At 65.1% G+C, this 23,790-nt stretch carries 22 protein-coding genes; 16 read left to right on the top strand and 6 right to left on the bottom strand.

All coding sequences use genetic code 11. The annotated features are described in order from the left end of the window. Window positions 1-34: 34 nt before the first annotated feature. On the bottom strand, window positions 35-1,174 hold the full coding sequence (locus SRU_RS11125; RefSeq protein ID WP_011404839.1) for a 6-phosphofructokinase: 1,140 nt from the start codon (window positions 1,172-1,174) through the stop codon (window positions 35-37). 290 nt (window positions 1,175-1,464) lie between these two features. On the opposite strand from SRU_RS11125, the gene SRU_RS11120 reads away from it, so the two are divergent. Next, window positions 1,465-1,869 carry a DUF2237 family protein gene (locus SRU_RS11120; RefSeq protein ID WP_011404838.1) on the top strand — a complete coding sequence of 135 codons (405 nt, stop codon included), beginning with the start codon at window positions 1,465-1,467 and terminating at the stop codon, window positions 1,867-1,869. 29 nt (window positions 1,870-1,898) lie between these two features. Here the strand turns inward: SRU_RS11120 and msrB are convergent, their stop codons facing one another. Beyond that, window positions 1,899-2,456, bottom strand: coding sequence for a peptide-methionine (R)-S-oxide reductase MsrB (msrB, locus tag SRU_RS11115; RefSeq protein WP_011404837.1), 558 nt, complete (start codon window positions 2,454-2,456; stop codon window positions 1,899-1,901). Window positions 2,457-2,640: 184 nt separating this feature from the next. Between msrB and SRU_RS11110 the strand changes: the two genes are divergently transcribed. From SRU_RS11110 to SRU_RS11045, 14 genes are all read left to right on the top strand, one after another. Beyond that, the gene (locus SRU_RS11110) at window positions 2,641-3,072 is read left to right on the top strand and encodes a hypothetical protein (RefSeq protein ID WP_013062439.1); all 432 of its coding nucleotides are present in this window, start codon (window positions 2,641-2,643) and stop codon (window positions 3,070-3,072) included. Between the two features lie 93 nt (window positions 3,073-3,165). Further along, window positions 3,166-5,532, top strand: a complete 2,367-nt coding sequence (locus SRU_RS11105) for a TonB-dependent receptor (protein ID WP_011404836.1) — start codon at window positions 3,166-3,168, stop codon at window positions 5,530-5,532. A 1,136-nt stretch (window positions 5,533-6,668) separates the two neighbouring features. Continuing rightward, window positions 6,669-7,322, top strand: coding sequence for a cytochrome c3 family protein (locus tag SRU_RS11100; RefSeq protein ID WP_011404835.1), 654 nt, complete (start codon window positions 6,669-6,671; stop codon window positions 7,320-7,322). Between the two features lie 113 nt (window positions 7,323-7,435). Further along, the gene (locus tag SRU_RS11095; protein ID WP_011404834.1) at window positions 7,436-10,858 is read left to right on the top strand and encodes a 4Fe-4S dicluster domain-containing protein; all 3,423 of its coding nucleotides are present in this window, start codon (window positions 7,436-7,438) and stop codon (window positions 10,856-10,858) included. Window positions 10,859-11,006: 148 nt separating this feature from the next. Beyond that, entirely contained in the window at window positions 11,007-12,428 is a 1,422-nt protein-coding gene (nrfD, locus tag SRU_RS11090; RefSeq protein ID WP_272481472.1) for an NrfD/PsrC family molybdoenzyme membrane anchor subunit, read from the top strand. A gap of 59 nt (window positions 12,429-12,487) precedes the next feature. Next, window positions 12,488-13,093: a DUF3341 domain-containing protein gene (locus SRU_RS11085; RefSeq protein WP_011404832.1), complete on the top strand. Its 606-nt coding sequence runs from the start codon at window positions 12,488-12,490 to the stop codon at window positions 13,091-13,093. Window positions 13,094-13,146: 53 nt separating this feature from the next. Beyond that, window positions 13,147-13,797 carry a c-type cytochrome gene (locus tag SRU_RS11080; protein ID WP_043552496.1) on the top strand — a complete coding sequence of 217 codons (651 nt, stop codon included), beginning with the start codon at window positions 13,147-13,149 and terminating at the stop codon, window positions 13,795-13,797. Window positions 13,798-13,894: 97 nt separating this feature from the next. Then, window positions 13,895-15,157: a hypothetical protein gene (locus SRU_RS11075; RefSeq protein ID WP_013062436.1), complete on the top strand. Its 1,263-nt coding sequence runs from the start codon at window positions 13,895-13,897 to the stop codon at window positions 15,155-15,157. A gap of 135 nt (window positions 15,158-15,292) precedes the next feature. Next, on the top strand, window positions 15,293-16,036 hold the full coding sequence (locus tag SRU_RS11070) for a hypothetical protein (protein WP_011404829.1): 744 nt from the start codon (window positions 15,293-15,295) through the stop codon (window positions 16,034-16,036). 111 nt (window positions 16,037-16,147) lie between these two features. After that, the gene (coxB, locus tag SRU_RS11065; protein ID WP_011404828.1) at window positions 16,148-17,095 is read left to right on the top strand and encodes a cytochrome c oxidase subunit II; all 948 of its coding nucleotides are present in this window, start codon (window positions 16,148-16,150) and stop codon (window positions 17,093-17,095) included. 82 nt (window positions 17,096-17,177) lie between these two features. Beyond that, complete coding sequence (gene ctaD / locus SRU_RS11060) at window positions 17,178-18,923, top strand: cytochrome c oxidase subunit I (protein ID WP_011404827.1); 1,746 nt, start codon at window positions 17,178-17,180, stop codon at window positions 18,921-18,923. A 41-nt stretch (window positions 18,924-18,964) separates the two neighbouring features. After that, a complete protein-coding gene (locus SRU_RS11055) occupies window positions 18,965-19,666 on the top strand; it encodes a cytochrome c oxidase subunit 3 family protein (RefSeq protein WP_011404826.1) in 702 nt (233 codons plus the stop codon). A 66-nt stretch (window positions 19,667-19,732) separates the two neighbouring features. Continuing rightward, a complete protein-coding gene (locus SRU_RS11050) occupies window positions 19,733-20,182 on the top strand; it encodes a cytochrome C oxidase subunit IV family protein (RefSeq protein WP_011404825.1) in 450 nt (149 codons plus the stop codon). 152 nt (window positions 20,183-20,334) lie between these two features. Continuing rightward, window positions 20,335-20,634 (top strand): hypothetical protein, encoded by a 300-nt coding sequence (locus SRU_RS11045; protein WP_231847121.1) that lies wholly within the window; start codon window positions 20,335-20,337, stop codon window positions 20,632-20,634. Window positions 20,635-20,653: 19 nt separating this feature from the next. Here the strand turns inward: SRU_RS11045 and SRU_RS11040 are convergent, their stop codons facing one another. Continuing rightward, window positions 20,654-21,265 carry a 5'-methylthioadenosine nucleosidase gene (locus SRU_RS11040; RefSeq protein ID WP_011404823.1) on the bottom strand — a complete coding sequence of 204 codons (612 nt, stop codon included), beginning with the start codon at window positions 21,263-21,265 and terminating at the stop codon, window positions 20,654-20,656. Between the two features lie 92 nt (window positions 21,266-21,357). On the opposite strand from SRU_RS11040, the gene metF reads away from it, so the two are divergent. Continuing rightward, window positions 21,358-22,317, top strand: coding sequence for a methylenetetrahydrofolate reductase [NAD(P)H] (metF, locus tag SRU_RS11035; RefSeq protein ID WP_011404822.1), 960 nt, complete (start codon window positions 21,358-21,360; stop codon window positions 22,315-22,317). 108 nt (window positions 22,318-22,425) lie between these two features. Here the strand turns inward: metF and hpf are convergent, their stop codons facing one another. From hpf to SRU_RS16045, 3 genes are all read right to left on the bottom strand, one after another. Beyond that, window positions 22,426-22,746 (bottom strand): ribosome hibernation-promoting factor, HPF/YfiA family, encoded by a 321-nt coding sequence (gene hpf / locus SRU_RS11030; RefSeq protein ID WP_231847120.1) that lies wholly within the window; start codon window positions 22,744-22,746, stop codon window positions 22,426-22,428. 178 nt (window positions 22,747-22,924) lie between these two features. Then, the gene (gene ybeY, locus SRU_RS11025) at window positions 22,925-23,398 is read right to left on the bottom strand and encodes an rRNA maturation RNase YbeY (protein ID WP_011404820.1); all 474 of its coding nucleotides are present in this window, start codon (window positions 23,396-23,398) and stop codon (window positions 22,925-22,927) included. A gap of 39 nt (window positions 23,399-23,437) precedes the next feature. Further along, window positions 23,438-23,770 (bottom strand): cold-shock protein, encoded by a 333-nt coding sequence (locus tag SRU_RS16045; protein WP_011404819.1) that lies wholly within the window; start codon window positions 23,768-23,770, stop codon window positions 23,438-23,440. Window positions 23,771-23,790: the final 20 nt, after the last annotated feature.

Genomic DNA, 23,790 nt, shown 5'->3' with positions numbered 1-23,790 from the left:
AAGTGTTTCGGAGTGAAGGGCAGTGCGGTTGCCGCTAGGGCTGGATGGGAGAGGCAGGCTTGCTGTGGGAGGCTGCCTCCGATAGGTCCGATACGGCGACCCCGAACGACGTGCCCACATCCAGCCCCGAAGCAATGAGCGGGTCGTCCAGGGGCACGGTGCGGGTCTTGCCGGCGATCTCGTCGAGCGGGACCTGCGTGAATGCGTCGTTCTGGACGGCAACCATGACGCCCGTTGTTCCCTCCGCGACCAGGGTGGCTGCGCGGGTGCCGAGGGTCGTGGCGAGAGTGCGGTCGTATGCCGTGGGGGATCCGCCCCGCTGCATGTGGCCGAGGACGGTGGTCCGGATGCTGGTGTCGAGGTGCTCCCGCAGTTGGTCGGCGAGGACGCGGCTGATGCCGCCGAGGCGGATGGAGTCGGTGTACTCGTCGCCCCGCTCCTGGACCACGTAGTCGCCCTCCTTGCGCCGGGCCCCCTCCGCCACCGCCACGATCGTGAAGCGCTGCCCACTCCGCTCCCGGTCGCGGCATACGTCGGCAACCGTCTCCACCTCATACTCAATTTCGGGCAGAAGAATCACGTCGGTGCCACTGGCGACCCCCGCGTGGAGCGCAATCCAGCCCGAGTACCGGCCCATCGTCTCGACGATCATCACCCGGTGGTGGCTCTGTGCCGTCGTATGGATGCGGTCGATTGCGTCGGTCGCGGTGCTGACGGCCGTGTCGAAGCCGACCGTCCGGTCGGTGCCCACCAGGTCGTTGTCGATCGTCTTGGGCACGCCCACGATGTCGACGCCGAGGTCGGTGAGGCGGTGGGCGATGGACATGGTGCCGTCGCCGCCAATCGCCACGAGGGCGTCCAGGTCGAGGGTGCGGTAGGTCCTCATCACCTGGGCCGACACGTCGGCGCCGCCCCGGGGAAGGTAGTTGAAGGGGTCGGCCTTGTTGCTCGCCCCGAGGATGGTGCCGCCCCGGGTGAGGATGCCGCTCACATCGCGGTAGTGGAGCGGCTCGACGTTGCGGTCCACGACGCCGCGAAATCCGTCCAGGAAGCCGAGCACCTCCGCATCGTGCTGGAGGGTGAGGCTCTTGGTTACGGCACGGAGCGCAGCATTGATGCCGGGGCAGTCGCCCCCGCCGGTCAGGACGCCGACGCGGAGAGAGTCACTGGGCATGGAACGGCGCGGGGATTGGGGAGCAGAATCGAAGCGGGCGCGGGGCCACGATCCCGATTTTGGTCGGTGATCTTATGAGTGGGGGCCCGAAAGTGTGCAGGGGGAATGCGAAAAAAGGGTCCGTTCGGACGAACGCAAGCGCTTTCGTCCCCGCGATGGCGTCTGGAAGGGGGCTGGACGCAGGTTCCCCCGTTGCGGCTCGCAGAAAAACTCCGGCCCCGCCAGCGCGTTGGGGATGGCCCGGATGGTTCCGAACGACTCACTAACGTGCTCCCAAATCAACCCGTCCCATGAAGGTTCAGCAATCGCAAAACGTCCTCGGCGGGGTTCTTCGCGCGTGTTCGATGGATCCTGAGACCGGATTTTACCGGGATGGCCACTGCCGAACCGGGCCGCGCGACACGGGCAGCCACGTGGTGTGTGCCGAGATGACGGAGGCGTTCCTGGAGTACACGAAGCGCCAGGGCAATGACCTGATGACGCCGCGCCCAGAGATGGACTTTCCGGGGCTGGAGCCGGGCGACCGGTGGTGCCTCTGTGCGGCGCGGTGGCGGGAGGCGATGGAGGCCGGCGTGGCCCCGCCCGTTGTCCTGGCGGCCACCAGCGAGGCGGCGCTCAAGGCCGTGGACCTGGAGGTGCTGAAGGCCCACGCCGTCGATGCGCCGTCGTCGGACGACGCGTCTCCGGACGCGTGAGCGCGTGACGCCGGGCCGGTCGGCGTGCGTCAGGTGCGAAGGTCGGGCAGCGAGGCATCGGCCGGGACGAAGGAGAGGGCGAGGCCATTGTTGCAGTAGCGGAGGCCAGTGGGGTCCGGGCCATCCTCAAAGATGTGGCCCTGGTGGCCGCCGCAGCGGGCGCAGTGGTATTCGGTGCGGGTGTAGCCCAGCTTTGTGTCCTTCTTCGTGTCCACCTGGCCGTCGAGCGGAGCCCAGAAGCTTGGCCAGCCCGTTCCGCTCTCGTACTTGGTCTTCGACGAAAACAGCGGCAGGCGACAGGCCGCGCAGATGTAGGTCCCGGTCCGGGTTTCGTCGAGCAACGGGCTCGACCTGCGCGGCTCGGTTCCCGCCTCGAAAAGAATCTGGTACTCGCTTTTCGTCAAGAGGCGTCGCCACTCCTCCTCAGACTTGTCCAGCGGGGGAAAATCCTCGGGGAGGGTGTGTACGCCGAGCGTGTCGGGGGCCGAAGTGGAGGCAGGGGTCGACCGGCTCGGGGTGCACGCGGTCAGCGCCAGGGGCGCCACGGCGGCCCATCCCAGATGCTTAAGAAACGTTTTGCGGTCCATGGAGGCGTGGGGGATGAGTGCAACGGTGGTGTGGAGGGTATGGGGGACTGGGGGCCAAAATGTTTCAGTGTGCCCCTGCCTCCACGAAAATACGCTGAATGACACGGAAACAGGAGGCGCAGGTTGATCCACGAGCGTGAAAGGACGTAACGATTATTGCTCATTTCCGGAATTTCCGTCCATCATGCGTTCGGGATTGCACACATTCCGGCCTCCTCGGTGGGGGCGGATTCTGTCCGCCCTGGTCGTCGGGGCGTTGCTGATGCAGGGACCCGTTCAGGGCCTCCTGCAGGCGGCCCACGAAGCACTGGGCACCCACCAGTGTGCGCATGCCCAGCACGACATGTGTCCGCGCAATCCCGACGGGCCGTGCACCTGCGCCCACACCGATTCCGACACCAGCCCCGAGGGCCCGACCATGCGGGCGTGCCACGACGGGTCCCAGGCCCCCGGGGCCGTGCCGGTGCCCCGGTGGCAGTCCCCGAGTGCTCCGACTGCCGTTCCAAGCCCGCTCACATCCGAAACGACACGTCTGGCCCTGTCGCCGCCCCCACCGCCGGAGCGCCTTGGCGACGACATCTTTCGTCCTCCCCGAACGACGCCCCTGTACGCCTGAGTTGACCGGCAGGCGTGCCCCCCGTATTTCTGTCGTTCGGATGCCCGCACGGATGAGGTCGTCCGTGCATTCCCACAAACTTGGAGGACTTCTATGGATCGCTACGTCGTTTTTGCATGCATCTCGTTCATTGTTTTTGCTCTCATTCCCGCCGCGGCGGCCCAGCCGTCGGGGGCCGTGACCGGTCGCGTTACCAATGGGGAGACGGGTCGCCCCTTGCCCAGCGTCAATGTAATCGTCGAGAGCACCGGTGACGGTGCCCAGCCGCGCGGCACGAGTACCGGGCCACAGGGGCGCTTTGCCGTCGACGGGCTCGCCCCTGGCAAGTATGTCGTGCGGGCGCGCTTCGTCGGCTTTGCGCCCCGCTCGCGTGAGGTGGAGGTGTCCGCCGCCGAATCCGTCGGGGTCCAGTTTGCCCTCGCTCCACGGACTGTCGGCCTCGACGCCGTGGAGGTAACGGCCGCGCCCACCGTTTCCGAGACCGCCGAGCAACTCCGGAAGGCGGACATTCAGGAGGCCAATCCGCGTGACGGCGGTGAGCTTCTGCGCACGATGTCGGGGGTGAGTGCGGTGCGACGGGGTCCGGTCGGCCTCGATCCAGTTGTGCGGGGGCTGCGCTCCAGGCAGGTGGGCGTTTACGTAGACGGAATGCGCACCTTCCCGGCCGGCCCGGCGCGCATGGACTCGCCGCTGAGCCACACCGGCCCCTCGACCATGCAGAGCATCGAGGTTGCCAAGGGCCCGTACGCGCTCACCTGGGGGGGCGGCCAGCTTAGCGCCATTCGCGTCGAGACCAATGACCTCTTCAACGTGGCCCGTGGCGAGCGTCTGAGCGGACAGCTACAGACCGGCTACGACAGCAACTTCGGCTCCTACGACGTGACGGGCACGGTCAGCGGGCGAAGCGACGCGTTCGCCTACCGGGTTGATGGGGCCTACAGAACGGGCAACGACTACGAGACCGGCGACGGCACGTCGGTGCCCGCAGACTTTCTGAACCGCGAGCTCCGTGCGAAGGTCGGCTACAAACTTGGCGATAATCAGCGCCTGACTGCCGGGGGCGGATACCAGCGACAGGATGACGTCGACTACCCCGGCCGCCTGCTCAACGCCCAGTTTTTCAAAACTGGCCGCGCGCGCCTCGGGTACGAGTACGCCTCGGGCACCGGCCTGGTGCGTTCGGTGGAGGCAAAGGCGTATGGCTACCAGACCCTGCACACGATGAACAACGAGGGGAAGGTGACCTACGCCTCGGAGAACTTTCCGGGGCCCCCGCTGCGCGTTGCCGTCAATGCCGACATCACGACGCTCGGCGGACGCGTGGTGACGCAACTGGCGCCCTCCCAAGACCTGCGGCTCAAGGTTGGGGCCGACGGGTACCGTGCCCACCGCGATGCCGAGCGTCCCTTCCAGGTCGTCAAGAACGGCGATCCGACGACGCCGGGCTTCTACGAGAGCAAACAGATCTGGCCGGGGGTTGTCACCGCCGATGCGGGCGTCTTTGCGCAGGCCACGCGCCTGCTCGGACCCGTCGAGGCCACCGGCACCGTCCGCGCGGACATGGTCTGGGCCGGGGCCGACGAGGAGCAGGTGACCGACGTGTATCTCGACATTGCCAAGCCGGGCAACGGGGCGCTGGATGCGGATGCGCTCGACCGACGGGAGTTCAACGTGAGCGGTGCACTGATGCTCACGGCGCCGCTCTCGGAGGCCTGGACGCTCTCGGCCGGAGGCGGGACGGCGGTACGCTCCGCCAGTGCCCTGGAGCGCTACGCGGACCGCTTCCCGTCGAACAAGGCACAAACGAGTGCCGAGTTTATCGGCAACCCGCGCCTGGACCCCGAGCGGTCCTGGCAGGCCGATCTCGAACTGGAGGCCCGCTACGACCGCGTTTCGTTCACGGCGGGCGGCTTTGCGCGGCGGATCTCCAACTACATCACCCTCCAGGATGCGCCGGACGTGGAGCCCATGCTGCCACTGCCCATCTTCGCGGAAGGGCCGTTCCGCTACGCCAACGGCACGGCGACCTTCTACGGCGGCGAGATGTCGGCGTCGGTGGCGGTGCTCCGATCGCTCACCGCGAGCGTGAGCGGGAGCTACCTCTGGGGGAAAAACCTAGAGACCGATCAGCCGGCGTTGGGCGTTGCGCCCCTGAGCGGAGACATCGGGGTCCGCTACGAACCGCCCCAGGGCCGCTTTTACATAGAGGGCACACTGGGGGGCGTGACGGAGCAAGACCGTGTGGCGTCGATACCTGGCGAGACCCCCACCGAGGGATACGTCACCCTTGACCTCCGGGGCGGCCTTGCGGTGGGACGCGGCATTTCCGTCGAGGGGGGCGTAACCAATCTCACCGATGCCGACTACGTCAATCACCTGAACGCAAAGAATCCATACTCCGGAACGCCCATTCCGGAAACAGGCCGCATCTTCTTTGCGGGTGTTAACTATGCCTTCTGACTGCGGAACACTGATCTGGGGAGGGGCCCTGTACCTCGAGCGGCGGTGTGGCAGCCAGGGGGCGGGGCGAATCGAGGGCAGTGCGTCCTCAGTGGCAGGCCGGCCCCTGGCCTGCGGGCGACTGCCGGCCCGCAGCCGCCCTGCCTGCCGGCAACGGCGCACTGGTGTCCGCCGGGCCCCTACTCCAGACGACTGTCCCGGATCGCGGGCCTGGGTCCCCCGTCCCACGACGGAGGCCTCGTTACCGCCTTCGAACTCGTAGGTGCGTTCGTGCCTTCCAGGTTGGCATCGCCAGAGGCGCCGGAACCGAACGCCCACCGCCGAGGGCTCGTCCTGCGAGGCGAGACCGGCGGCGGCTTCCGGGAGCAGGGCGCAGTGGCCCGGGTGCCCAGCGTCTGGCGTGCAATTTGCCGGAGAAGTTAATCCCGGGCGGAGGCGGCCCGTCGGGCCTGGGCCGCGTCCCGGTAGGACGGACGTCAGCCTGCTTAGAACGTTGGACGCGACCGACGAACGTAACGTTGCGGTGCGTGTACGACATGTGTACGACACATGGCACCGCAATCCGTTCAAGCCGTCCCGGCGGCGGGCGAACGGCCCGCGAGAAGCAAGGCGAATTCCGCATCAACCGGGGCGCCCGGGCATCAACGAAAGGGAATCCGTGCCGAGAACGACCGGGAAGAGACAGATAGAAAGAACGCGGGGAGGCCAGTAGCCGGTAGGCACTGGGCGTACGGGAGAGTGGCAAAGGGGGGCATGAGGGCGGAGCGGGAGGGCTTTTGCCGAAGGGACGGCGCAGCCCCGGCCTCCTGCCGCCGGCGCACGGGCCTAACGTGGAGAGAGCCGTGATTCGACGAGTTCGCGTTGTTTCTGCAATCACCCGCCCGTCTTCAGGACAGAGAGTGGCGTGAATACGTATTAAATTAGTCACATCTTCTGATCGCACCCCCTGGAGATAAGTACGGTATGTCCCACCGAGTGCTCACCCGTCAAGAACGTTAAGGTTCAGCATAGATCTAGTAGGATCTAGTGGAAAGCCAACGGGGGGCTTGGCTTGTTGATCGTTACATCGTATATTTCTCTTGCTTGGACGGGAGAACAGCGGTTCCCGATTGCTCACTGTCGAATGATGCGCTAGTATGCCGCAATTCTTTCCCAAGAAGGCCAATGCGCTGCCCGTTCTTTCCCTAGGGGCTTCGGTCCTCGGGGGCGTTCTCCTGGTGTTTTTGGTTTGGTACTACTTCTCGCCCGAGTTCAAGGTGGTGGGCTACCAACCGGAACAGCCCGTGCCCTACAGCCACGAGACCCACGTTGAGAAGCTGGGGATGGACTGTCAGTACTGCCACACCAACGTGGCCAACTCCAAGCACGCCAATGTGCCCTCCACGCAGACCTGCATGACGTGCCACAGCCAGGTAAAAACCAACTCCCCCAAGCTGCTGCCGGTGCGTGAGAGCTGGGCAAACAACGAGCCCATTGAGTGGACAAAGGTGCACCACCTGCCGGACTACGCCCACTTCAGCCACGCGTCGCACGTGAACAAGGGGGTTGGGTGCGAGACGTGTCACGGCCGGATCGACCAGATGGGCGCGGACGGCGTGTACCAGGCCGAACCCCTGTCGATGGGGTGGTGTCTGGATTGCCACCGGCAGCCGGAGAAGTACCTCCGGCCCAACGATCAGATCACGACGATGGGGTACACCCAGCCGGCCAACTTCGTCGAGCGCAACCTAGAGCGCATCGAAGAGGAGGGCATTCAGCCGCCCTCCAACTGCTCGGCCTGCCACTACTAATCGTTCAGGGACGCGCCGGACGGCCCGCCGGGCGAGGCGAACCGGACGCGGCACCGGCCCTCGGGCACTCAGCGCCTGGGGGCATCCCTCAATCCGTAACGTCACAGCGCAGTATGATCGAACTAGACGTCATAGATTCGGAAACGGCCGCCCGCGACGAAGAATCGGGTGCGCGTGATGGGTCGTCGGAGCCGACCTTTTGGCGCCACTGGTCCGAGTCGGACGCCGACGAGGACGGCGACGACCTCACGGAATTCGTGCCGGGAGACAGTGAGCCCCCGAGCGGCGCGTCGCGGCGACAGTTCCTGCAGCTGATGGGCGCGGCCATGGCCATGGCGGGGCTGGCCGGCTGCCGGCGGCCGGAGGAGAAAATTCTGCCGTATGCCCGCGAGCCGGAGACGGTGACGCCCGGCATTGAGGACCACTACGCCACGAGCATGCCGTTCCGGGGGGTGCTGCGCCCGGTCGTGGCCCAGAGCAACGAAGGGCGCCCGACCAAGATCAAGGGCAACAGTGACCATCCGTCGGGACAGAGTGGCACCAGCCCGTACGAGCAGGCCTCGGTGCTCAACCTATACGACCCCGATCGCTCCCGATCCGTCCGCCAGGAGGGGCGCGCCGCCTCCTGGAGCGACTTCGTCTCGTTTTGCCGCCAGCTGGGCAACGAGGCCGACCAGCACCAAGTGGCGGTTCTGGCGGAGAAGACCTCGTCCCCGACCGTACAGGCGATGCGCCAGCGCATGGCGGATCGCTTTCCGAACCTGCAGTGGGTGCCGTACGCCCCGACGGGGACCGACCCGCGGCGGCTCGGCATGCAGCAGGCCTTCGGGCGGCCCCTCCGGCCGCGCTTCGAGCTTGGAGAGGCGGAGGTCATCGTAAGCCTCGACGCCAACTTCCTCGACGGGCGCACCCACGACTTTGGGTACCACACGCAGGGGTTTGCGGAGGGGCGGCGCCTAGACGACGCGGAGGACACCATGAGCCGGCTCTACACGGTGGAGAGCCGTTATTCCACCACGGGCGGCAGCTCGGACCATCGGCTCGCGATGCGGGCCGGGCGCATTCCCGCCCTCGCGGCGGCCCTCGCGGCGGAGCTGGGGGTGGGCGAGGCGCCGGACGTCTCGTGGAGCGAGCGGGAGCGTCTGCACGTCCGGGAGATGGCCCGGGACCTGCAAGCGGCGGGCGAGCACGGCGTGGTAATGGCGGGGGAGGCACAGCCGCCCGAGGTGCACGCCCTCGCCATGGCAGTCAACCAGCGGCTCGGGGGGCTCGGCACCACCGTCACGCTCTTCGATCCCGGAGACGATGAGATCCAGCCGCAGGACGAGGCCCTGGCGGACCTGACCGCGTCGATGCGGGCGGGCGAGGTGGACACCTTGTTCATGCTGGGCGTGAACCCCGTCTACGACGCCCCGTCTGAGCTGGGCTTCGAGGAGGCGCTCTCGAACGTACGCGATACGGTACACCTGGGCCGCCTCCGGAACGAAACGGCCCAGGCGGCCCGCTGGCACCTGCCCCGGACCCACTATCTCGAACAGTGGGGCGACGGCCGGGCCTACGACGGCACGAAGTCGATCGTCCAGCCGCTCATCCGGCCGCTCTACGACGACGCGCACTCGCTCATCGAGGTGCTCAACCTGGCGGCGACGGGCGTGGACGCCAGCGGCCACGACCTGGTCCGCGAGCAGTGGCGTGCCCAGCTTCCGGCCCCGTTCCAGGAGCGGTGGCGCAAGGCGTTGCACGACGGATACCTCGAAGGATCCGGGTACGAGACGGCGTCGGTGGGCACGGCGACCGTGCCGTCTATCGACGCCCCGGCGTCCGATCCGGACGAGATTGAGGTCGTCTTCCGCACGGATTCGAAGCTGCTGGCGGGGCGATTCTCCAACAACCCGTGGATGCAGGAGCTGCCGGATCCGATCTCGAAAATTGTGTGGGACAACGTTGCCGTCATGAGCCGAGCGACGGCGGACGAGCTGGGGGTGGAGGTGCAGCGCCGCGAGGGCAGCTTCTACGCCGACCGGGTGGAGCTGACCCTCGACGGCCAGTCCGTCAAGCTGCCCGTGTGGGTGCAGCCGGGCTACCCGGACGGCTCCATTGGGGTGTCGATGGGCTACGGGCGGACCATCGCCTCCACCCGCGAGTCGGAGAGCACGCCGTTCTGGGACACCAGCGATCAAACCAACATCTACAACGGCAGCCCCATCGCGGGCGGGGTCGACTCGTCTGGGGAGCCGGTGGACGTGGTGGGGGGCAACGTGGCGCCGATGCGCCCGAACGGGGGGCGCGTCGCCACCGGGGCCAACGTTACGCAGGTTGGCAGTGGGTACCTCCTCGCTACGACCCAGGAGGAGGGAAGCATGCAGGGGCGCCCGATTGTGCGCTGGGCAACCCTGGACGAGTTTAAAGAGAATCCGGAGTTTGTCAACGAGTCGCAACCGCCCGTGCCGGATCTGGGTCACGAGAGCGGCGGCCACGGAGACGGCGGCCACGGCGATGGGGGCGGCCACGGTGGCGGGGACGGGCACAGTGGCGACGGGGCGGCCGGCAACGTGTCGGGCCAGGGCCTGGAGGCGGGGCCGGGCGCCGATGCTCACGGGGCGGACGAGATGCCCGAACAGGCCGCTCATGGGGGCGACGGCGCCGGCCAGCACGGCGGCGCCGGCGCCGACGAGCCGGGCCCTGTGGAGAAGCAGCAGGAGTACCCCATGGCCTGGGAGGAAAACCACCCGAAGGACCAGGCGGCCTTCAAAAACAACCCCTACTACCAGAATCAGTGGGGCATGACCGTGGACCTCAACACGTGCACGGGCTGCAACGCCTGTGTCGTGGCCTGCACGAGCGAGAACAACGTGCAGGTGGTGGGGAAGGAGGAGGTGAGCAAGGGGCGGCACATGTACTGGATTCGGAACGATCGGTACTACGTGAGCGAGGAGGAGGGGGACGACAACCCCGAGATGCTCACGCAGCCGGTGATGTGCCAGCACTGCGAAAACGCGCCGTGTGAGTCGGTGTGTCCGGTGGCGGCGACGGTGCACTCGCCGGACGGCACGAACCAGATGGTCTACAATCGCTGCATCGGCACGCGCTACTGCCAGAACAACTGCCCGTACAAGGTCCGCCGCTTCAACTTTTACGACTGGACCAAGACGCTGCCGACGGAGGTGCAGATGGCGCAGAACCCCGACGTCACCGTGCGCAACCGGGGCGTCATGGAGAAGTGCACGTGGTGCGTCCAGCGGATCCGGAAGCACCAGCAGCAGGCCGACAACGAGGATCGCGACCTACGGCCCAACGAGGTCGAGACGGCCTGCCAGGAGGCGTGCCCCACCGACGCCATCACGTTCGGGGACCTCAACAATCCCGAGAGCGACGTGGTGGAGGAGAAGAAGAACCCGCGCCGTTACGAGCTGCTGTCCTACCTAAATACGAAGCCCCGCCTCTCCTACCTCGGCCGCGTGCGCAACACGAATTCCCGCCTGGAGGAGGCCCTTTCGGACACCGAGGCGGAAGAGGAGGCGCCCGTTGAGGCCTAGCCTCGGGGCCGCCCCCTGCACGAACTCGTCGAATTGATCTGAGCCATTCGTGGAGTCATCCAAGAAGCTTCCAACGGACCCGTCCGAGTCGCCCCCGTCGCCCGCAGGGGATGGCGCGGCCGACCCGGAGCGTCTCGTCAAGGGCAACCTGTCGTTTCACGACATCACCGAGATGGTGTCGCGGCACGCGGAGAAAAAGGCCCCACTGGCGTGGTACGTCGCCTTTGCCGTGTCGCTGTCCGGGGCGCTTCTGCTGATCGGGCTGCTCGCCTATGTGGTGTGGAACGGCATCGGGGTGTGGGGCAACAACCAGCCCGTCGGGTGGGGCTGGCCGATTGTCAACTTCGTGTTCTGGGTCGGGATCGGCCACGCCGGGACGCTGATTTCCGCCATTCTCTACCTCTTCCGGCAGCACTGGCGGACGGCGATTAACCGGGCCGCGGAGGCGATGACGATCTTCGCGGTGATCTGTGCCCTCATCTGGCCGACCTTCCACGTCGGGCGCGTCTGGGCCATCTACTGGACGCTCCCGATTCCGAACCAGATGGCCATGTGGCCGCAGTTTAAGAGCCCGCTGCTGTGGGACGTGTTCGCGGTGTCGAGCTACTTCATCGTGTCGACCCTCTTCTGGTACGTGGGGCTCGTTCCGGATCTCGCCACGCTCCGCGACCGCGCCAAAAACTTCTGGCGGCAGCGCATTCTCGCCTTCTTTTCGCTGGGGTGGACGGGCTCGAACCGCCACTGGCGCAACTACGAAAAGGCGTACCTGCTGCTCGCAGGCCTCGCCACGCCGCTCGTGCTGTCGGTCCACTCGGTCGTGTCGTTCGACTTTGCGGTGTCGGTCATCCCGGGGTGGCACACGACGATCTTCCCGCCCTACTTCGTGGCCGGGGCCATCTTCTCCGGCTTCGCCATGGTGGTCACGCTCATGGTGATTACCCGAGAGATCTACGGCCTGAAGAACCTGATTACGATCGATCACCTGGAGAAGATGAACATCATCATCCTGGTGACCGGGTCGATCGTGGGCTTCGCCTACATCACGGAGTTCTTCATGGCCTGGTACTCGGGGGTCGAGTACGAGCAGTACGCCTTCATCAACCGCGCCTTCGGGCCGTACGCCTGGGCGTACTGGATCATGATGACCTGTAATCTGGTCACGCCGCAGCTCTTCTGGTCGAAGCGGCTTCGGCGCTCCATCCCGGTCATGTTTGCCCTGTCGATCGTGGTGAACATCGGGATGTGGTTCGAGCGGTTCGTGATTACGATCACGTCGCTCCACCGCGACTTCCTGCCGAGCTCGTGGGGCTACTTCACGGCCACGTGGGTCGACATCGGCACGTTCGTGGGGTCGTTCGGGCTCTTCTTTACCCTCTTCCTGCTCTTCCTTCGGTTCGTGCCGATGGTGGCGATGGCGGAGGTGAAAGGGGTGATGCCGGAGGCCGACCCGCACCACTACGACCACGGGGGCAACGGGCACGCCGAGGGCGACGGCGAGCCCTACATCAAGCCGGCGGAGCCGGCCCTGGCCGAGGCGTACCGGAACGACGGGGCCGATGCCTCCGGGTAGACGAGGCGGCCTCGCCGTCATCACTCATCGCTGTTTCCCATTGAGCACCGCGCGACACCATGTCCACGCTGATCCAAGACCTGAAGGCCCAGGCAGGGATCTTTGAGAGCGACGCCGACCAGGTCCACGGCCTGCTCGCCGAGTTCCCGGATCCGGGCGCGCTGCTGCACGCCGCCGAGGCGGTCCGGGAGGAAGGCTACCGCCACTTTGACACGCACAGCCCGTTTCCGATTCACGGAATGGACGAGGCGATGGGGCTGGGCAACGCGTCCGCCGTCGGTGTGCTCACGTTTTTTGGCGGGATTACGGGCTGTGTGGTTGCGTATCTCCTGCAGTGGTGGACGGCCGCGGTGGACTACCCGCTCAACATCAGCGGCAAGCCGTTCTTCGCCGTGGAGCCCTCGGTGCCCATCATGTTTGAGTTGACGATCCTGTTCGCGGCGTTCGGCACCGTGGCGGGCATGTTTGCGCTAAACGGATTGCCGCGGCCCTACAACCCCTTGTTTTACTCTGATCGCTTCAAGGGGGCGACGGACGATCGGTTTTTTCTACACATCGCGGCCAGCGACGATGAGTTCGACGTGGAGGACAGCGCCGCGATGCTCCAGCGGCTCGGGGCACACCACCTTGAGCTCGTCAAAGATGACGGGACGGTCGATGCGTGATGCCGCATCGATCGGTCCCGTCCGCATTCTCCCTCGATTTTCCTGCACGACCAATGCGACGCCTGTTCGTTACCGGCTTGATGCTCGTCGCCCTGCTCCTGGCGGGGTGCCGGGGCACCCAGTCGGACAATCCGCCCTTCCACATGAACCTGGACATGGACTTCCAGCCCAAGTTCGGGCCGCAGGAGGCGAATCCGTACTTTGAAGACGGCGCCGCCATGCGGGCGCCGGTCTCGGGCACGGTGCCGCGGGGCGAGCTCCGAGACAGCTCCGCCCTCTACCAGGGGCGGACGGCGGACGGCGATTACGTAGACCAGATTCCCATCGCGGTCAACCGGGAGGTCCTGGAGCGAGGCCGGGAGCGATACGAGATCCAGTGCTCGGTCTGCCACGGGAAAACCGGAGACGGGAATGGGGTCATCATGCGGGGCGACTACGGATACACCCCGGCCCCGAGCTATCATGTTGGGCGGCTCCGAGAGTCGCCGGACGGGTATCTCTACGACGTGATCGCGAACGGCGTGCGTAGCATGCCGGCCTACGGACAGAAGGTGTCCGTGATGGACCGCTGGGCCATCGTCGCGTACATCCGCGCCCTGCAGCGCAGCCAGAACGCCACGCCTGACGACCTGCCGCCGGGAGAGCGGGCCAAGCTGGGCGCGGCGCCCGAGGGCGGCGCGACGGCGCAGGCCGGCACGGAGTAGTCCCGTCTTCACCGTCTCCACGGCCCCCTCACTGCTGCGGACCTCTGAACCAACTTCTCGCAGGGCCCTTGCGGCTCCGAACCGACATCTCAACGCCATGCCCGACTCCATCAATCGCAGTTCCTTTCTGAAGTGGCTGGTCGATCCGGTCCAGCCGACGAGCGACGTTGCGAAACGAGCCTACCGGTTCGTGGGGGACCGGCGCGCCTGGCTCGTGCCGATGGCGCTGGGGATCGCGCTCCTGACCATTAGCCTCCTGGGCCTCTGGGAGAGCCCGGACGACTTCTTCTTCGCCTACCTGGTGGGATGGTCGTTTCTGTTGACCACAGCCCTGGGGGGGCTCTTTTTCCTCGTGTTCAACCACCTCACGCGGGCGAACTGGAGCGTGGTCGTAAACCGCATCAATGAGGCCCTGGTGTGGGCGTTTCCGCTGCTGTTCGTGCTGGGGCTGCCGCTGCTGTTCGGGATGCATGACCTGTACCATTGGACGCACGCCGGGCTCTACGACCCGAGCAGCCCCCAATACGACGAGATCCTGGCGGGGAAGCGTGCGTACCTGAACACGCCGTTCTGGTCGGTCCGGATGGTGGTGTACTTTGCGGTGTGGACGGTTATCTCGTACCGCCTCTACACCCTCTCCCTCCGGCAGGACGTGGATGCGGACCCCGAGATTCCGGCGGCGTTGCGGAGCACCAGTGCCTGGGGACTCCCCCTCCTGGCGGTGACCACCGCTTTCGCGAGCTACGACATCCTGATGTCCACCGACCCGCACTGGTTCTCGACCATCTTCGGGATCTACTTCTTCTCGGGGGGCATCCTGGGGGCCGTCGCCACGATTGCACTCGTTTCGCTCCTGCTCCGACGAACCGGCGGGGTGCTGGAGGGGGTCATCACGCCGGAGCACGACCACGACCTGGGCAAGTACCTCTTCGGCTTCGTCGTCTTCTGGGCGTACATTGCGTTTAGCCAGTACATGCTGTACTGGTACGGGGGGATTCCGGAAGAGACGGTGTGGTTTCAACACCGGCTCCAGGGGGGCTGGGCCTGGCATAGCGCCGCCCTCGTGATCTTCCATTTCCTCCTCCCGTTCCTGATCCTGCTGCCGCAGGCGACAAAACGGACCGGGACGGTGATGGCCGTGCTGTCTGTGTGGCTGCTTGGGATGCACTGGTTCGATCTGCACTGGGTGGTGCTCCCGGTGCTCCGGGAGGGCGGGGGCTTCCACTGGCTCGACTTTACGTGCTGGTTGGGGTTGACGGGAATCTTCGCTGGGGGATTGATGTACCGTCTTGGTCGACATCCCCTCGTGCCCCAAAACCATCCGTCCCTGCGGGACTCCCTCCAGTTCGAAAACATGTAGCGAACGCCCCGCGTCCGGGCTGAGAGAGGGCGGAACGAATGGGCTTTTCCGGTGATTTCACCCGGTGCGGTGACCCTCTCCCGACCCCCCTGCGTTCAGAAAGAGACACTTTAGCACCAACCCTGCGCACGACACATGGCTTCCGACGACGTCCTCGCGCCCTCACTGGTCACGCCCGTTGACGCCGTCTCGGCGGACGGGAGTGCGGTGACGTTTGTCTGGTCCTCCGTCGAGGACGGCAATGCGTACCGCCTGCAGGTGGCCGAGACGGCGCGCTTCGACACGCCCGTCGTGGACGCCGAGGTGGGGGCCCAGACGGCGGTAACGGTCGGCAACAAGCTGCCCACGGACGGGCAGACGTTCTTCTGGCGGGTGCTCGTTGAGAGGGATGGCGAGTGGGGCAATCCGAGTTCTGTGGAGAGCTTCGTCGCGACCACGGAGGCGGAGGCCGAGCAGGGGCCCGCCGAGGCCGCCGATGAGGAGCCCGTGACGGAACTTGCGCGCGCCGCCCGTCAAGAAGCCACCGCACAACCCTTTGATTTCGAGGATCAGATCGAGAAGGAGAAGGAGCGTGGCGTGGCGTACGAAGGCGTGGCCGCGAGCCAGATCATGGGCATCTCGGCCTCGATCATTGCCGTCGTGTTGACCGCCGTCGCCATCCTGTTCGGGTGGTTTGGACAGGTGAGCCAAAGCGCAGAGGGGGCGGCCGCCGAGCGGATGCAGTACCGCGACATCAAGCAGGCCGAGATGGAGGCCGCACAGGAGCTGCAACAGTACGAGGTCGTGGACGAGGAGGAGGGCACCTATCGGATCCCGATTGACCGTGCCATGGACCTCGTCGCGAGGGAGGAGTACCAGCAGCGGCAGCAGCCGGAATGACAATCCGGACGGCGGGTATGGGGGCCACTCCGCACGGCGGCGCACGACACCCCATCGGCCGCCCTTTTGACATGAGGCAGCGATTCGTCTCCACCAACGACCAATCACGACATGGGTGATTTTTGGCTTCCCGAAGCGGCGTCTACGATGGCGCCGAAGATTGATAGTCTCTTTACCTTCGTAAACGTCGTCAGCGGGATTCTCCTCGTCGGCGTGGTTACGGCGATGCTCTGGTTTATGTACCGCTATCGCCGTCAGGACCCCGCCGAGCGGCCCAGTCCCGTCAAGGAGAGCAAGCTGCTCGAGATTTCCTGGATCGTGATTCCCACGATTCTCGTTCTCCTCGTCTTCAACTGGGGGTTCAAGTCGTTCGTGGCGCAGAAGACGATCCCGGACAATGCATACGAGATTCGGGTTCAGGCGCGGTCGTGGGGGTGGTCGTTCGAGTATCCGAACGGCGTTACGACGGACACCCTGTACGTGCCGGCCGACGAGCCGGTGAAGACCACCATGAGCAGCCAGGACGTGATCCACAGCTTCTACGTCCCGGCGTTTCGGGTGAAGCAGGACGTGCTGCCCAACCGCTACACGTCGGTGTGGTTTGAGGCGACGAAGGAAGGAACGTACGACTTGTTTTGCACCGAGTACTGCGGCCGGAACCACTCCGAGATGGACGCGGAGGTAAAGGTCGTTTCCCGCGCCCGCTTCGACGAGTGGCTGGAAAGCGCCGGAACACCGGACGACATTCCGCTTCCGGAGCTGGGAGAAAAGCTCTACACGCAACAGGGCTGTCAGGGCTGCCACAGCCTCGATGGCTCCGACATGGTGGGGCCCACCTGGAAGGGGCTCTACGGCAAGACCGACCACCAAATGGCCGACGGGTCGACGGTTACGGCGGATGCGAACTACCTCCGAGAGTCCATCCTGCAGTCGGGGGCGAAGGTGGTGGAGGGCTACCAGAACGTAATGCCGTCGTACGCCAGCCTTTCGGAGCGTGAGGTGACCGGTCTCGTTGAGTTCATCAAGGAGCAGAGCGACAAGGAGGTCTCCGAGGAGTAACGGCCAGAGCCCGAGGGGACGCTCGGGCCCCTGCTGCTGTTTTTCAGCCGTGCACGCTTGTCATACATCAGATCGAGACGCTATGAGCACGACCACACAGAACGCCCCGGTCGAACAGGGGGAGCCCCAGGAGGAAGAGACCAATTACCTCAACCACGAGACGAGCATCTGGTCGTGGTTGTCGACGAAGGACCACAAGCGCATCGGGGTTCTCTACTGCGTGTCCCTTGCCACGGTCTTTCTTGCGGCAGGGGTGCTGGCGCTTCTCATGCGGGCCGAGCTGTCGGGCCCGGACCAGACCCTGATGAGCAACGACACCTATAACCAGGTGTTTACGATGCACGGCATCCTGATGGTCTTCCTTTTCCTGGTGCCGTCCATCCCGGCCATCCTGGGCAACTTCGTGTTGCCCCTCCAGATTGGGGCGAAGGACGTGGCCTTTCCTCGACTCAACCTTGCGTCCTGGTACGTCTACCTGGCCGGGGCCGCGCTCACGATCACGGCCCTCCTGACGGGCGGGGTGGACACCGGGTGGACGTTCTACACCCCGTACTCTTCGTCCACGGGCGGCGGGGTGCTCTGGATGACGGCGGCCATCTTCGTCGCCGGCTTCGCCAACATCTTCACGGGGATGAACTTCATCGTGACGATCCACAAGATGCGGGCGCCGGGCATGACGTGGAACCGGCTGCCCCTCTTCGTCTGGGGGCTGTACGCCACGAGCATCGTGCAGGTGCTCGCCACGCCCGTGATCGGCATCACGATGGTGCTCCTCATCCTGGAGCAGACGCTCCAGATTGGCATCTTTGACCCGGCGCTTGGGGGCGACCCGGTGCTCTTCCAGCACTTCTTCTGGTTCTACAGCCACCCGGCAGTCTACATCATGATTCTGCCGGCCTTCGGCATTCTGTCGGAGCTGATCGCGACCTTCTCCCGGTCGCGCATCTTCGGGTACCGGGCCATCGCCCTCTCGTCGGTCGCGATTGCGATGCTCGGCTTCCTGGTCTGGGGCCATCACATGTTCGTGAGCGGCCAGTCCGCCATCTCGTCCATCGTCTTCTCGCTCATCACGTACCTCATCGGGATTCCTTCGGGAATCAAGGTCTTCAACTGGGTGGCAACCCTGTACAAGGGCTCCATCTGGCTACAGACCCCGATGCTGTACGCACTGGGCTTCCTGTTCATGTTCACGATCGGGGGCTTCACGGGAATCATGGTGGGCGTGCTCTCGGTGGATGTGCACCTGCACGACACCTACTACGTCGTGGGGCACTTCCACTACGTAATGATGGGCGGATCCGTGGTGGCCCTCCTGGGGGGGATGCACTACTGGTGGCCGAAGATCACGGGGCGCATGTACAACGAGACGCTCGCCAAAATCGCGGCCGCGCTTGTCTTCATTGGGTTCAACCTCACCTTCTTCCCGCAGTTGGTGCTGGGCTCGCGCGGGATGCCTCGACGCTACGCGAACTACGCGGATCGCTTCGCGGGGCTGCACCAGCTCTCGACCTACGGCTCTCAGATCTTGGGGGTGGGCCTCTTCCTCATTCTGGGATACGCCCTCTGGTCGCTCGCGTACGGGGAGAAGGCCCCGGCCAACCCCTGGGGCGCCACCACCCTCGAGTGGACCAACACCACGGCCGTCCCGATCCACCACAACTTTGAGCGGACGCCCCTCGTAACGCGAGGGCCGTACGACTTCCACCTCGCCGACGAAGTGTTTGGGGGTGGGGATGGGGAGGCCCTCAGCGACGACGTGCCCCAGATCCCCGAACCGGCGCCCTCGGCCCCGTCCGAGACGGACACCGCGGATCCGGCCAGTGCGTAAGCAGCGGCTCCACGCCTTGTCTCATGAGATCTCCCGACCCCATGGCAACGGAAACAGCCCCGGCCCCCACCGAGACGGAGGCCGAGCACGACGACCATCACCCGGAGCACCTGGAGCACCACTTCGTCTCGTCGGAGCAGCAGTTCGACTCGGCGAAGCTTGGGATGTGGGTGTTTCTTATCACCGAGGTGCTTCTCTTTAGCGGCATGTTCGTCGCCTACGCCGTCTTCCGCCAGTGGAACCCCGAGGTGTTCGCGGCGGCCAGCGGGACGCTGAACCAAACGATGGGGGCGCTCAACACCGTTGTGCTTCTCACCTCGTCCCTGACGGTGGCCCTGTCGATCCACGCCATCAAGCAGGACAAGGTGAAGCAGTGCATCTACTACCTGTTGGGCACGCTCGGGCTGGCGGGCGGATTCATGGTGGTCAAGTACTTCGAGTACATGGCCAAATTCGAGCACGGGGTCTACCCCGGTGGGGCATTCGACCCGCACGGGGCCCACTACGAACACCTGGCGGAAATGGCCATGGCGCCTCAATTCTTCAGCATCTACTTCGTCATGACGGGGATCCACGGGGTCCACGTGGTCATCGGCATGATCGTGATTGGCGCGCTCGCGATCATGGCGTGGCGCGGATCGTTCAGTAGCGAATGGTACACGCCCGTGGAGCTTACGGGGCTCTACTGGCACCTCGTCGACATCGTCTGGATTTTTCTGTTCCCGCTGCTCTATCTCATCTAGAAGAGCGACCTACGCCTGCGGTCGCCATTCCGATTCCATCGAGTTTCTGAAGACTGCCTTCTCCCCATGGCGCACGACGGCCCACACATCGTTCCCAAGTCCACCCTGCTGAAGGTGTTCGGGGCGCTCATTGTCCTGACCGGCCTGACGGTCGGGGTGGCCTACGTCCCCCTCGGCCCCCTCACCGTGCCCGTGGCCCTCGGGATTGCGGGGATGAAGGCCACGCTGGTGGTGCTCTTCTTCATGCACCTGAAGTACGACAACCCGGTCAACGCCCTCACCTTCACGATTGGGACGATCTTTGTCGTTGTGTTCGTCACCATCACGCTTCTTGACACGGCGTTCCGGGGCGACCTGGGGAACGTGACCGCACAGACGGTGGAGGAGATCCAGGCCGAGCAGGAGCGCGCTCAGCAGCGCCAAGACGCGATTCCGTCGGACTCATTGCGGATTGCCCCGTCGGACTACCCGAATCAAAACCGCGGAGCGAGCATGCAGTCCGACGGCGGCTCGTAGACGCGGCATTGAGCGCCTCGAAGAGGGATATGTGACACGACGGGCACGAACTTTCTCGGTCCATCGAGGTACTACGAAGCAGCGATTTGAAGGGGGATGACGATCCGCTGAGGCTTCAGTTTCGTCTCGATCACACGGGGCTGCCGCTGCCCATGGTTGTTCTGTTCGCTGGACTTGTCGGGGTTACGTTCTTTGCGCTGCTGGTGTGGGCCGGCACCATGGTGTACCGGCTCTACAATCCCGAACACCCGCGCCCCTTTCGCGAACACCCCGTCGTTCAGCGGGAGCAAGCTACCGCGGAGGGGGAATACGTATCGGTGGGGGTGCGCGAGATTCGGGCCGATCGGCGCCGCGCGCGTCGGGATGGCGAGAGCCGCCGCGACTACGTCTGGGGCCGATCTGAGGACATCCCGGAATCCTGGCGTGAGGACCTGTGGACCCGCCGCAACTGACGAAGGCGATCCGGAGGCGCTACGACGCGGGGAAGTCGGCGTCTACGTGCCGTTGAAGGAACGCGGCCACGGCCCGGTGTGCCTCCCGCCGATCCGCGGCCGTGCCGGTGTCCCCGTCGGCCCGGCCGGTGATGCCCTTCACGATGTGGCACGAGGTCCCGTGCTGGGCCGCCACGTAGGCCACGGCGTACCCGGTGGCGTCTCGCATGTCCGCAATGCGCTCCCAGTAGCTCGACGCGTCCGCGTCCCCACGCACGTGATCCTGCGAGACGAGCGTGCCCTCCACATCGAGGTCGAAAGGGCATTCGAGCGGCATCCGAGGATAGTCCGGGGCCTCTAGCTCCACGCGGTCGCCTTCCAAAACGAAGGCCGTCTCCACGACCGCTCCCACCTCAAGCTCGTCGGCGAGCGCGACGGCCCCGCCCGCATGCACGAGCGTGTCGATGTCGTGCTCGTGGAGGAGGCGCTCGGTTCCGAGGGTGGCCTTGATTTTGCCGGGGCCGACTACGGTAGCGACCACGGCGTCGGTCTGCAGGTGGGCTCCCTCCTCCAGCTCCCCGAGCCGGTCTCCGGCGTACTGTTCAATGAAGGGAGCAGCCTCATTAGGTGTAGAAAATATAACGCCGAGCATCGAACACCCCGGATTTTGGAAAGTATGACGGTTGGCGTACAATAACGCCCAGCCACAATCAAACAAATTCGCAACCGAATATCACGGACCGCATGAAGGTTACCGAGCATTTTGATCGCGAATCGGAGCCCCTGATCTCGTACGAAATCATTCCCCCCAAGCGGGGCGGGTCGGCGGACCAGATTCTGGGCGTGGTTGAGGAGCTGATGCCTTACGAGCCGCCGTTCATCGACGTTACCAGTCACTCGGCGGAGGTGGAATACAAGCAGAAAGACGACGGGACCTGGACGCGCTGCGTAAAGCGGAAGCGCCCCGGAACGATTGGCCTCTGCGCGGCTATCGAGGCACGCTTCGACATCGATACCGTTCCCCACATCCTCTGCAAGGGATTCACGCGCGAGGAAACGGAGGATGCCCTCATCGAGCTTAACTACCTCGGGGTCGAGAACGTGCTTGCCATTCGGGGGGACGACAACGGCTACGAGAAGTCCATCTCGGGCAACCGGTCGCGCAACGAATACGCGGTGGACCTCGTGCGGCAGATTCAGGACATGAATGAGGGGACGTACCTGGAGGACCTCATGGACGCCGAGCCGACGGACTTCTGCGTGGGCGTGGGGGGATACCCCGAAACGCACTTCGAAGCCCCGAACCTCGCCTGGGACATCATGCGGCTCAAGGAGCAGGTCGATGCGGGGGCCGACTACATCGTGACGCAGATGTTCTTCGACAACGAGTACTTCTTCAACTTCGTCGACAAGTGCCGAGAGGTGGGCATCGAAGTCCCCATCGTTCCCGGACTAAAGATCCTGAAGCGGAAGCGTCACCTGCGGCTCCTGCCGAAGTACTTTCACACGGAGATTCCGGAGGAGCTCGCTGCGGAGGTGGACGCGGCTGACCCCGACGACGTGGAGCGAATTGGCGTCAACTGGGCGATCCGTCAGGCCCGAGAACTGATGGAGGCGGGGGTTCCGGGCATCCACTTCTACATCATGTCGAGCGCGGACACGGTCAAGAAGGTCGTGGAGCCCATGCACGAAGAGGTGGCCTAGAAGGAAGAGGCGGCGTAGGAGGGGGCCACCCTCCAGAACAAAAGACGGGCTCGGCGGCCGGGACGCCGGTGCCGAGCCCGTCGAAAGGGACGTCGTTATCGGCAGGCGTTATCGATGGGCGTCCTTGTCTTTGCTGCGGAGCTTGGCCTTGTATTTTTCAAGCTGCCGGCGCAGGTGGTCCACGCACAGGTTGATCGCCTCCTCGTGGCTGCTCGCCGCGTCCTCGGCCGAGAGACGCTTCTGGTACACGTCGATGTTAATTGAGGCAGTCTTGTTCTCGGCGGGGGAGTTGTCCTTCCCGAGAATGACGTGTGCGCCGGTAATCCCGTCGTAGAACTGCTCCAGCTTGGCGGTGCGGTCCCGGGCATACTCGTGGACGCGATCGCTCACGTCGACGTGACGGGTCGTGACTTGGGTCTGGAAAGCCATAAGGCGGGCCCTCTGTTGTGAGTGGGTAGACGAGGCAGTCCCCGCCGCTCCCCTCTGCGCCCGAAGGGACATTTTCACATTCTAAGATACGGGAAATGGTTCCACGGGCGCGACCGGCGGTGGATTCCAGGGGCCTTCCGGCCGACACCGAAGCCCGACCTCTTCAGGAGCCCGTCCGTCAAGAGGAGGGGGCCGGCAGCACGGCGTTGAGGTACTGGTCCTCTTTCTCCCGCATCTTGTCCTGCCCCGCCGGCTGTGCGTCGTCGTACCCGACGAGGTGCAGAAGGCCGTGCACGACGTACCGGTAGGCCTCGCGCTCGAACGACGTATCGAACTCGTCGTGGCGCTCGGCCGCCGTGTCCAGATCCACGTACACCTCCCCCTCGATCCCCTCTCCGGAGGCCCCAGACGAAGGAGCGGGCCCCTCCCGGAGCGAGAAGGAGAGCACATCCGTGTCGTAGTCGTGGTCGAGGTACGACTGATTCAGGCGACGAACCGTATCGTGGTCGGTGAGCACCAGGCTCAAGTGGGTCAGGGACGTCCCCTCCGCGTCCACCACATGCTGGATCACGTACCGAAGGGTCCCTGCGTCGAGTTCACGGGAGGGATGGTCGTGTTCAATCGAAAGAGGCTCCGGGTACTCGGGGGGCACGGCGCAGGACAGATAGACTGGAGGGAGTGCGCGAGAAGGCTACCACGACGAATCCGACGAGGAGTCGTCGCCGGACGGAGACGGATCGACGGTGGCGGTGGGGTCGACGTCCGCGGGCGTGAGTTCCGGCTCATTGTCGTCGTCCGCAGAAGGAGCCTCCTCGTCGTCCAGGGGCGCCACCTCCAGGGCATGGAGGCCCTTCGGCCCATCGTTCATCTCGAATCGGACGTGCTGGTCGCTCTTCAGGGTCTTGAAATCGTCGTCCGACTGAATATTCGAGTAGTGGACGAAGACATCCTCGCCGTCGTCGGGATGATGAATAAATCCGTACCCTTTCTTGGCGTCGAACCACTTGACCGTGCTTGTCCTCATAATATCGATTCAATCACAGT

Origin of the sequence: Salinibacter ruber DSM 13855 (assembly GCF_000013045.1) — a bacterium.
GTDB lineage: Bacteria > Bacteroidota > Rhodothermia > Rhodothermales > Salinibacteraceae > Salinibacter > Salinibacter ruber.
This window is presented reverse-complemented; position numbering and strand designations above follow the sequence as displayed.

Bases quoted from the DNA above. Each gene is read 5' to 3' on its own strand.
- SRU_RS11125 (WP_011404839.1), bottom strand. From the start codon at position 1,174: ATGCCCAGTGACTCTCTCCGCGTCGGCGTCCTGACCGGCGGGGGCGAC.
- SRU_RS11120 (WP_011404838.1), top strand. From the start codon at position 1,465: ATGAAGGTTCAGCAATCGCAAAACGTCCTCGGCGGGGTTCTTCGCGCG.
- msrB (WP_011404837.1), bottom strand. From the start codon at position 2,456: ATGGACCGCAAAACGTTTCTTAAGCATCTGGGATGGGCCGCCGTGGCG.
- SRU_RS11110 (WP_013062439.1), top strand. From the start codon at position 2,641: ATGCGTTCGGGATTGCACACATTCCGGCCTCCTCGGTGGGGGCGGATT.
- SRU_RS11105 (WP_011404836.1), top strand. From the start codon at position 3,166: ATGGATCGCTACGTCGTTTTTGCATGCATCTCGTTCATTGTTTTTGCT.
- SRU_RS11100 (WP_011404835.1), top strand. From the start codon at position 6,669: ATGCCGCAATTCTTTCCCAAGAAGGCCAATGCGCTGCCCGTTCTTTCC.
- SRU_RS11095 (WP_011404834.1), top strand. From the start codon at position 7,436: ATGATCGAACTAGACGTCATAGATTCGGAAACGGCCGCCCGCGACGAA.
- SRU_RS11085 (WP_011404832.1), top strand. From the start codon at position 12,488: ATGTCCACGCTGATCCAAGACCTGAAGGCCCAGGCAGGGATCTTTGAG.
- SRU_RS11080 (WP_043552496.1), top strand. From the start codon at position 13,147: ATGCGACGCCTGTTCGTTACCGGCTTGATGCTCGTCGCCCTGCTCCTG.
- SRU_RS11075 (WP_013062436.1), top strand. From the start codon at position 13,895: ATGCCCGACTCCATCAATCGCAGTTCCTTTCTGAAGTGGCTGGTCGAT.
- SRU_RS11070 (WP_011404829.1), top strand. From the start codon at position 15,293: ATGGCTTCCGACGACGTCCTCGCGCCCTCACTGGTCACGCCCGTTGAC.
- coxB (WP_011404828.1), top strand. From the start codon at position 16,148: ATGGGTGATTTTTGGCTTCCCGAAGCGGCGTCTACGATGGCGCCGAAG.
- ctaD (WP_011404827.1), top strand. From the start codon at position 17,178: ATGAGCACGACCACACAGAACGCCCCGGTCGAACAGGGGGAGCCCCAG.
- SRU_RS11055 (WP_011404826.1), top strand. From the start codon at position 18,965: ATGGCAACGGAAACAGCCCCGGCCCCCACCGAGACGGAGGCCGAGCAC.
- SRU_RS11050 (WP_011404825.1), top strand. From the start codon at position 19,733: ATGGCGCACGACGGCCCACACATCGTTCCCAAGTCCACCCTGCTGAAG.
- SRU_RS11045 (WP_231847121.1), top strand. From the start codon at position 20,335: ATGGTTGTTCTGTTCGCTGGACTTGTCGGGGTTACGTTCTTTGCGCTG.
- SRU_RS11040 (WP_011404823.1), bottom strand. From the start codon at position 21,265: ATGCTCGGCGTTATATTTTCTACACCTAATGAGGCTGCTCCCTTCATT.
- metF (WP_011404822.1), top strand. From the start codon at position 21,358: ATGAAGGTTACCGAGCATTTTGATCGCGAATCGGAGCCCCTGATCTCG.
- hpf (WP_231847120.1), bottom strand. From the start codon at position 22,746: ATGGCTTTCCAGACCCAAGTCACGACCCGTCACGTCGACGTGAGCGAT.
- SRU_RS16045 (WP_011404819.1), bottom strand. From the start codon at position 23,770: ATGAGGACAAGCACGGTCAAGTGGTTCGACGCCAAGAAAGGGTACGGA.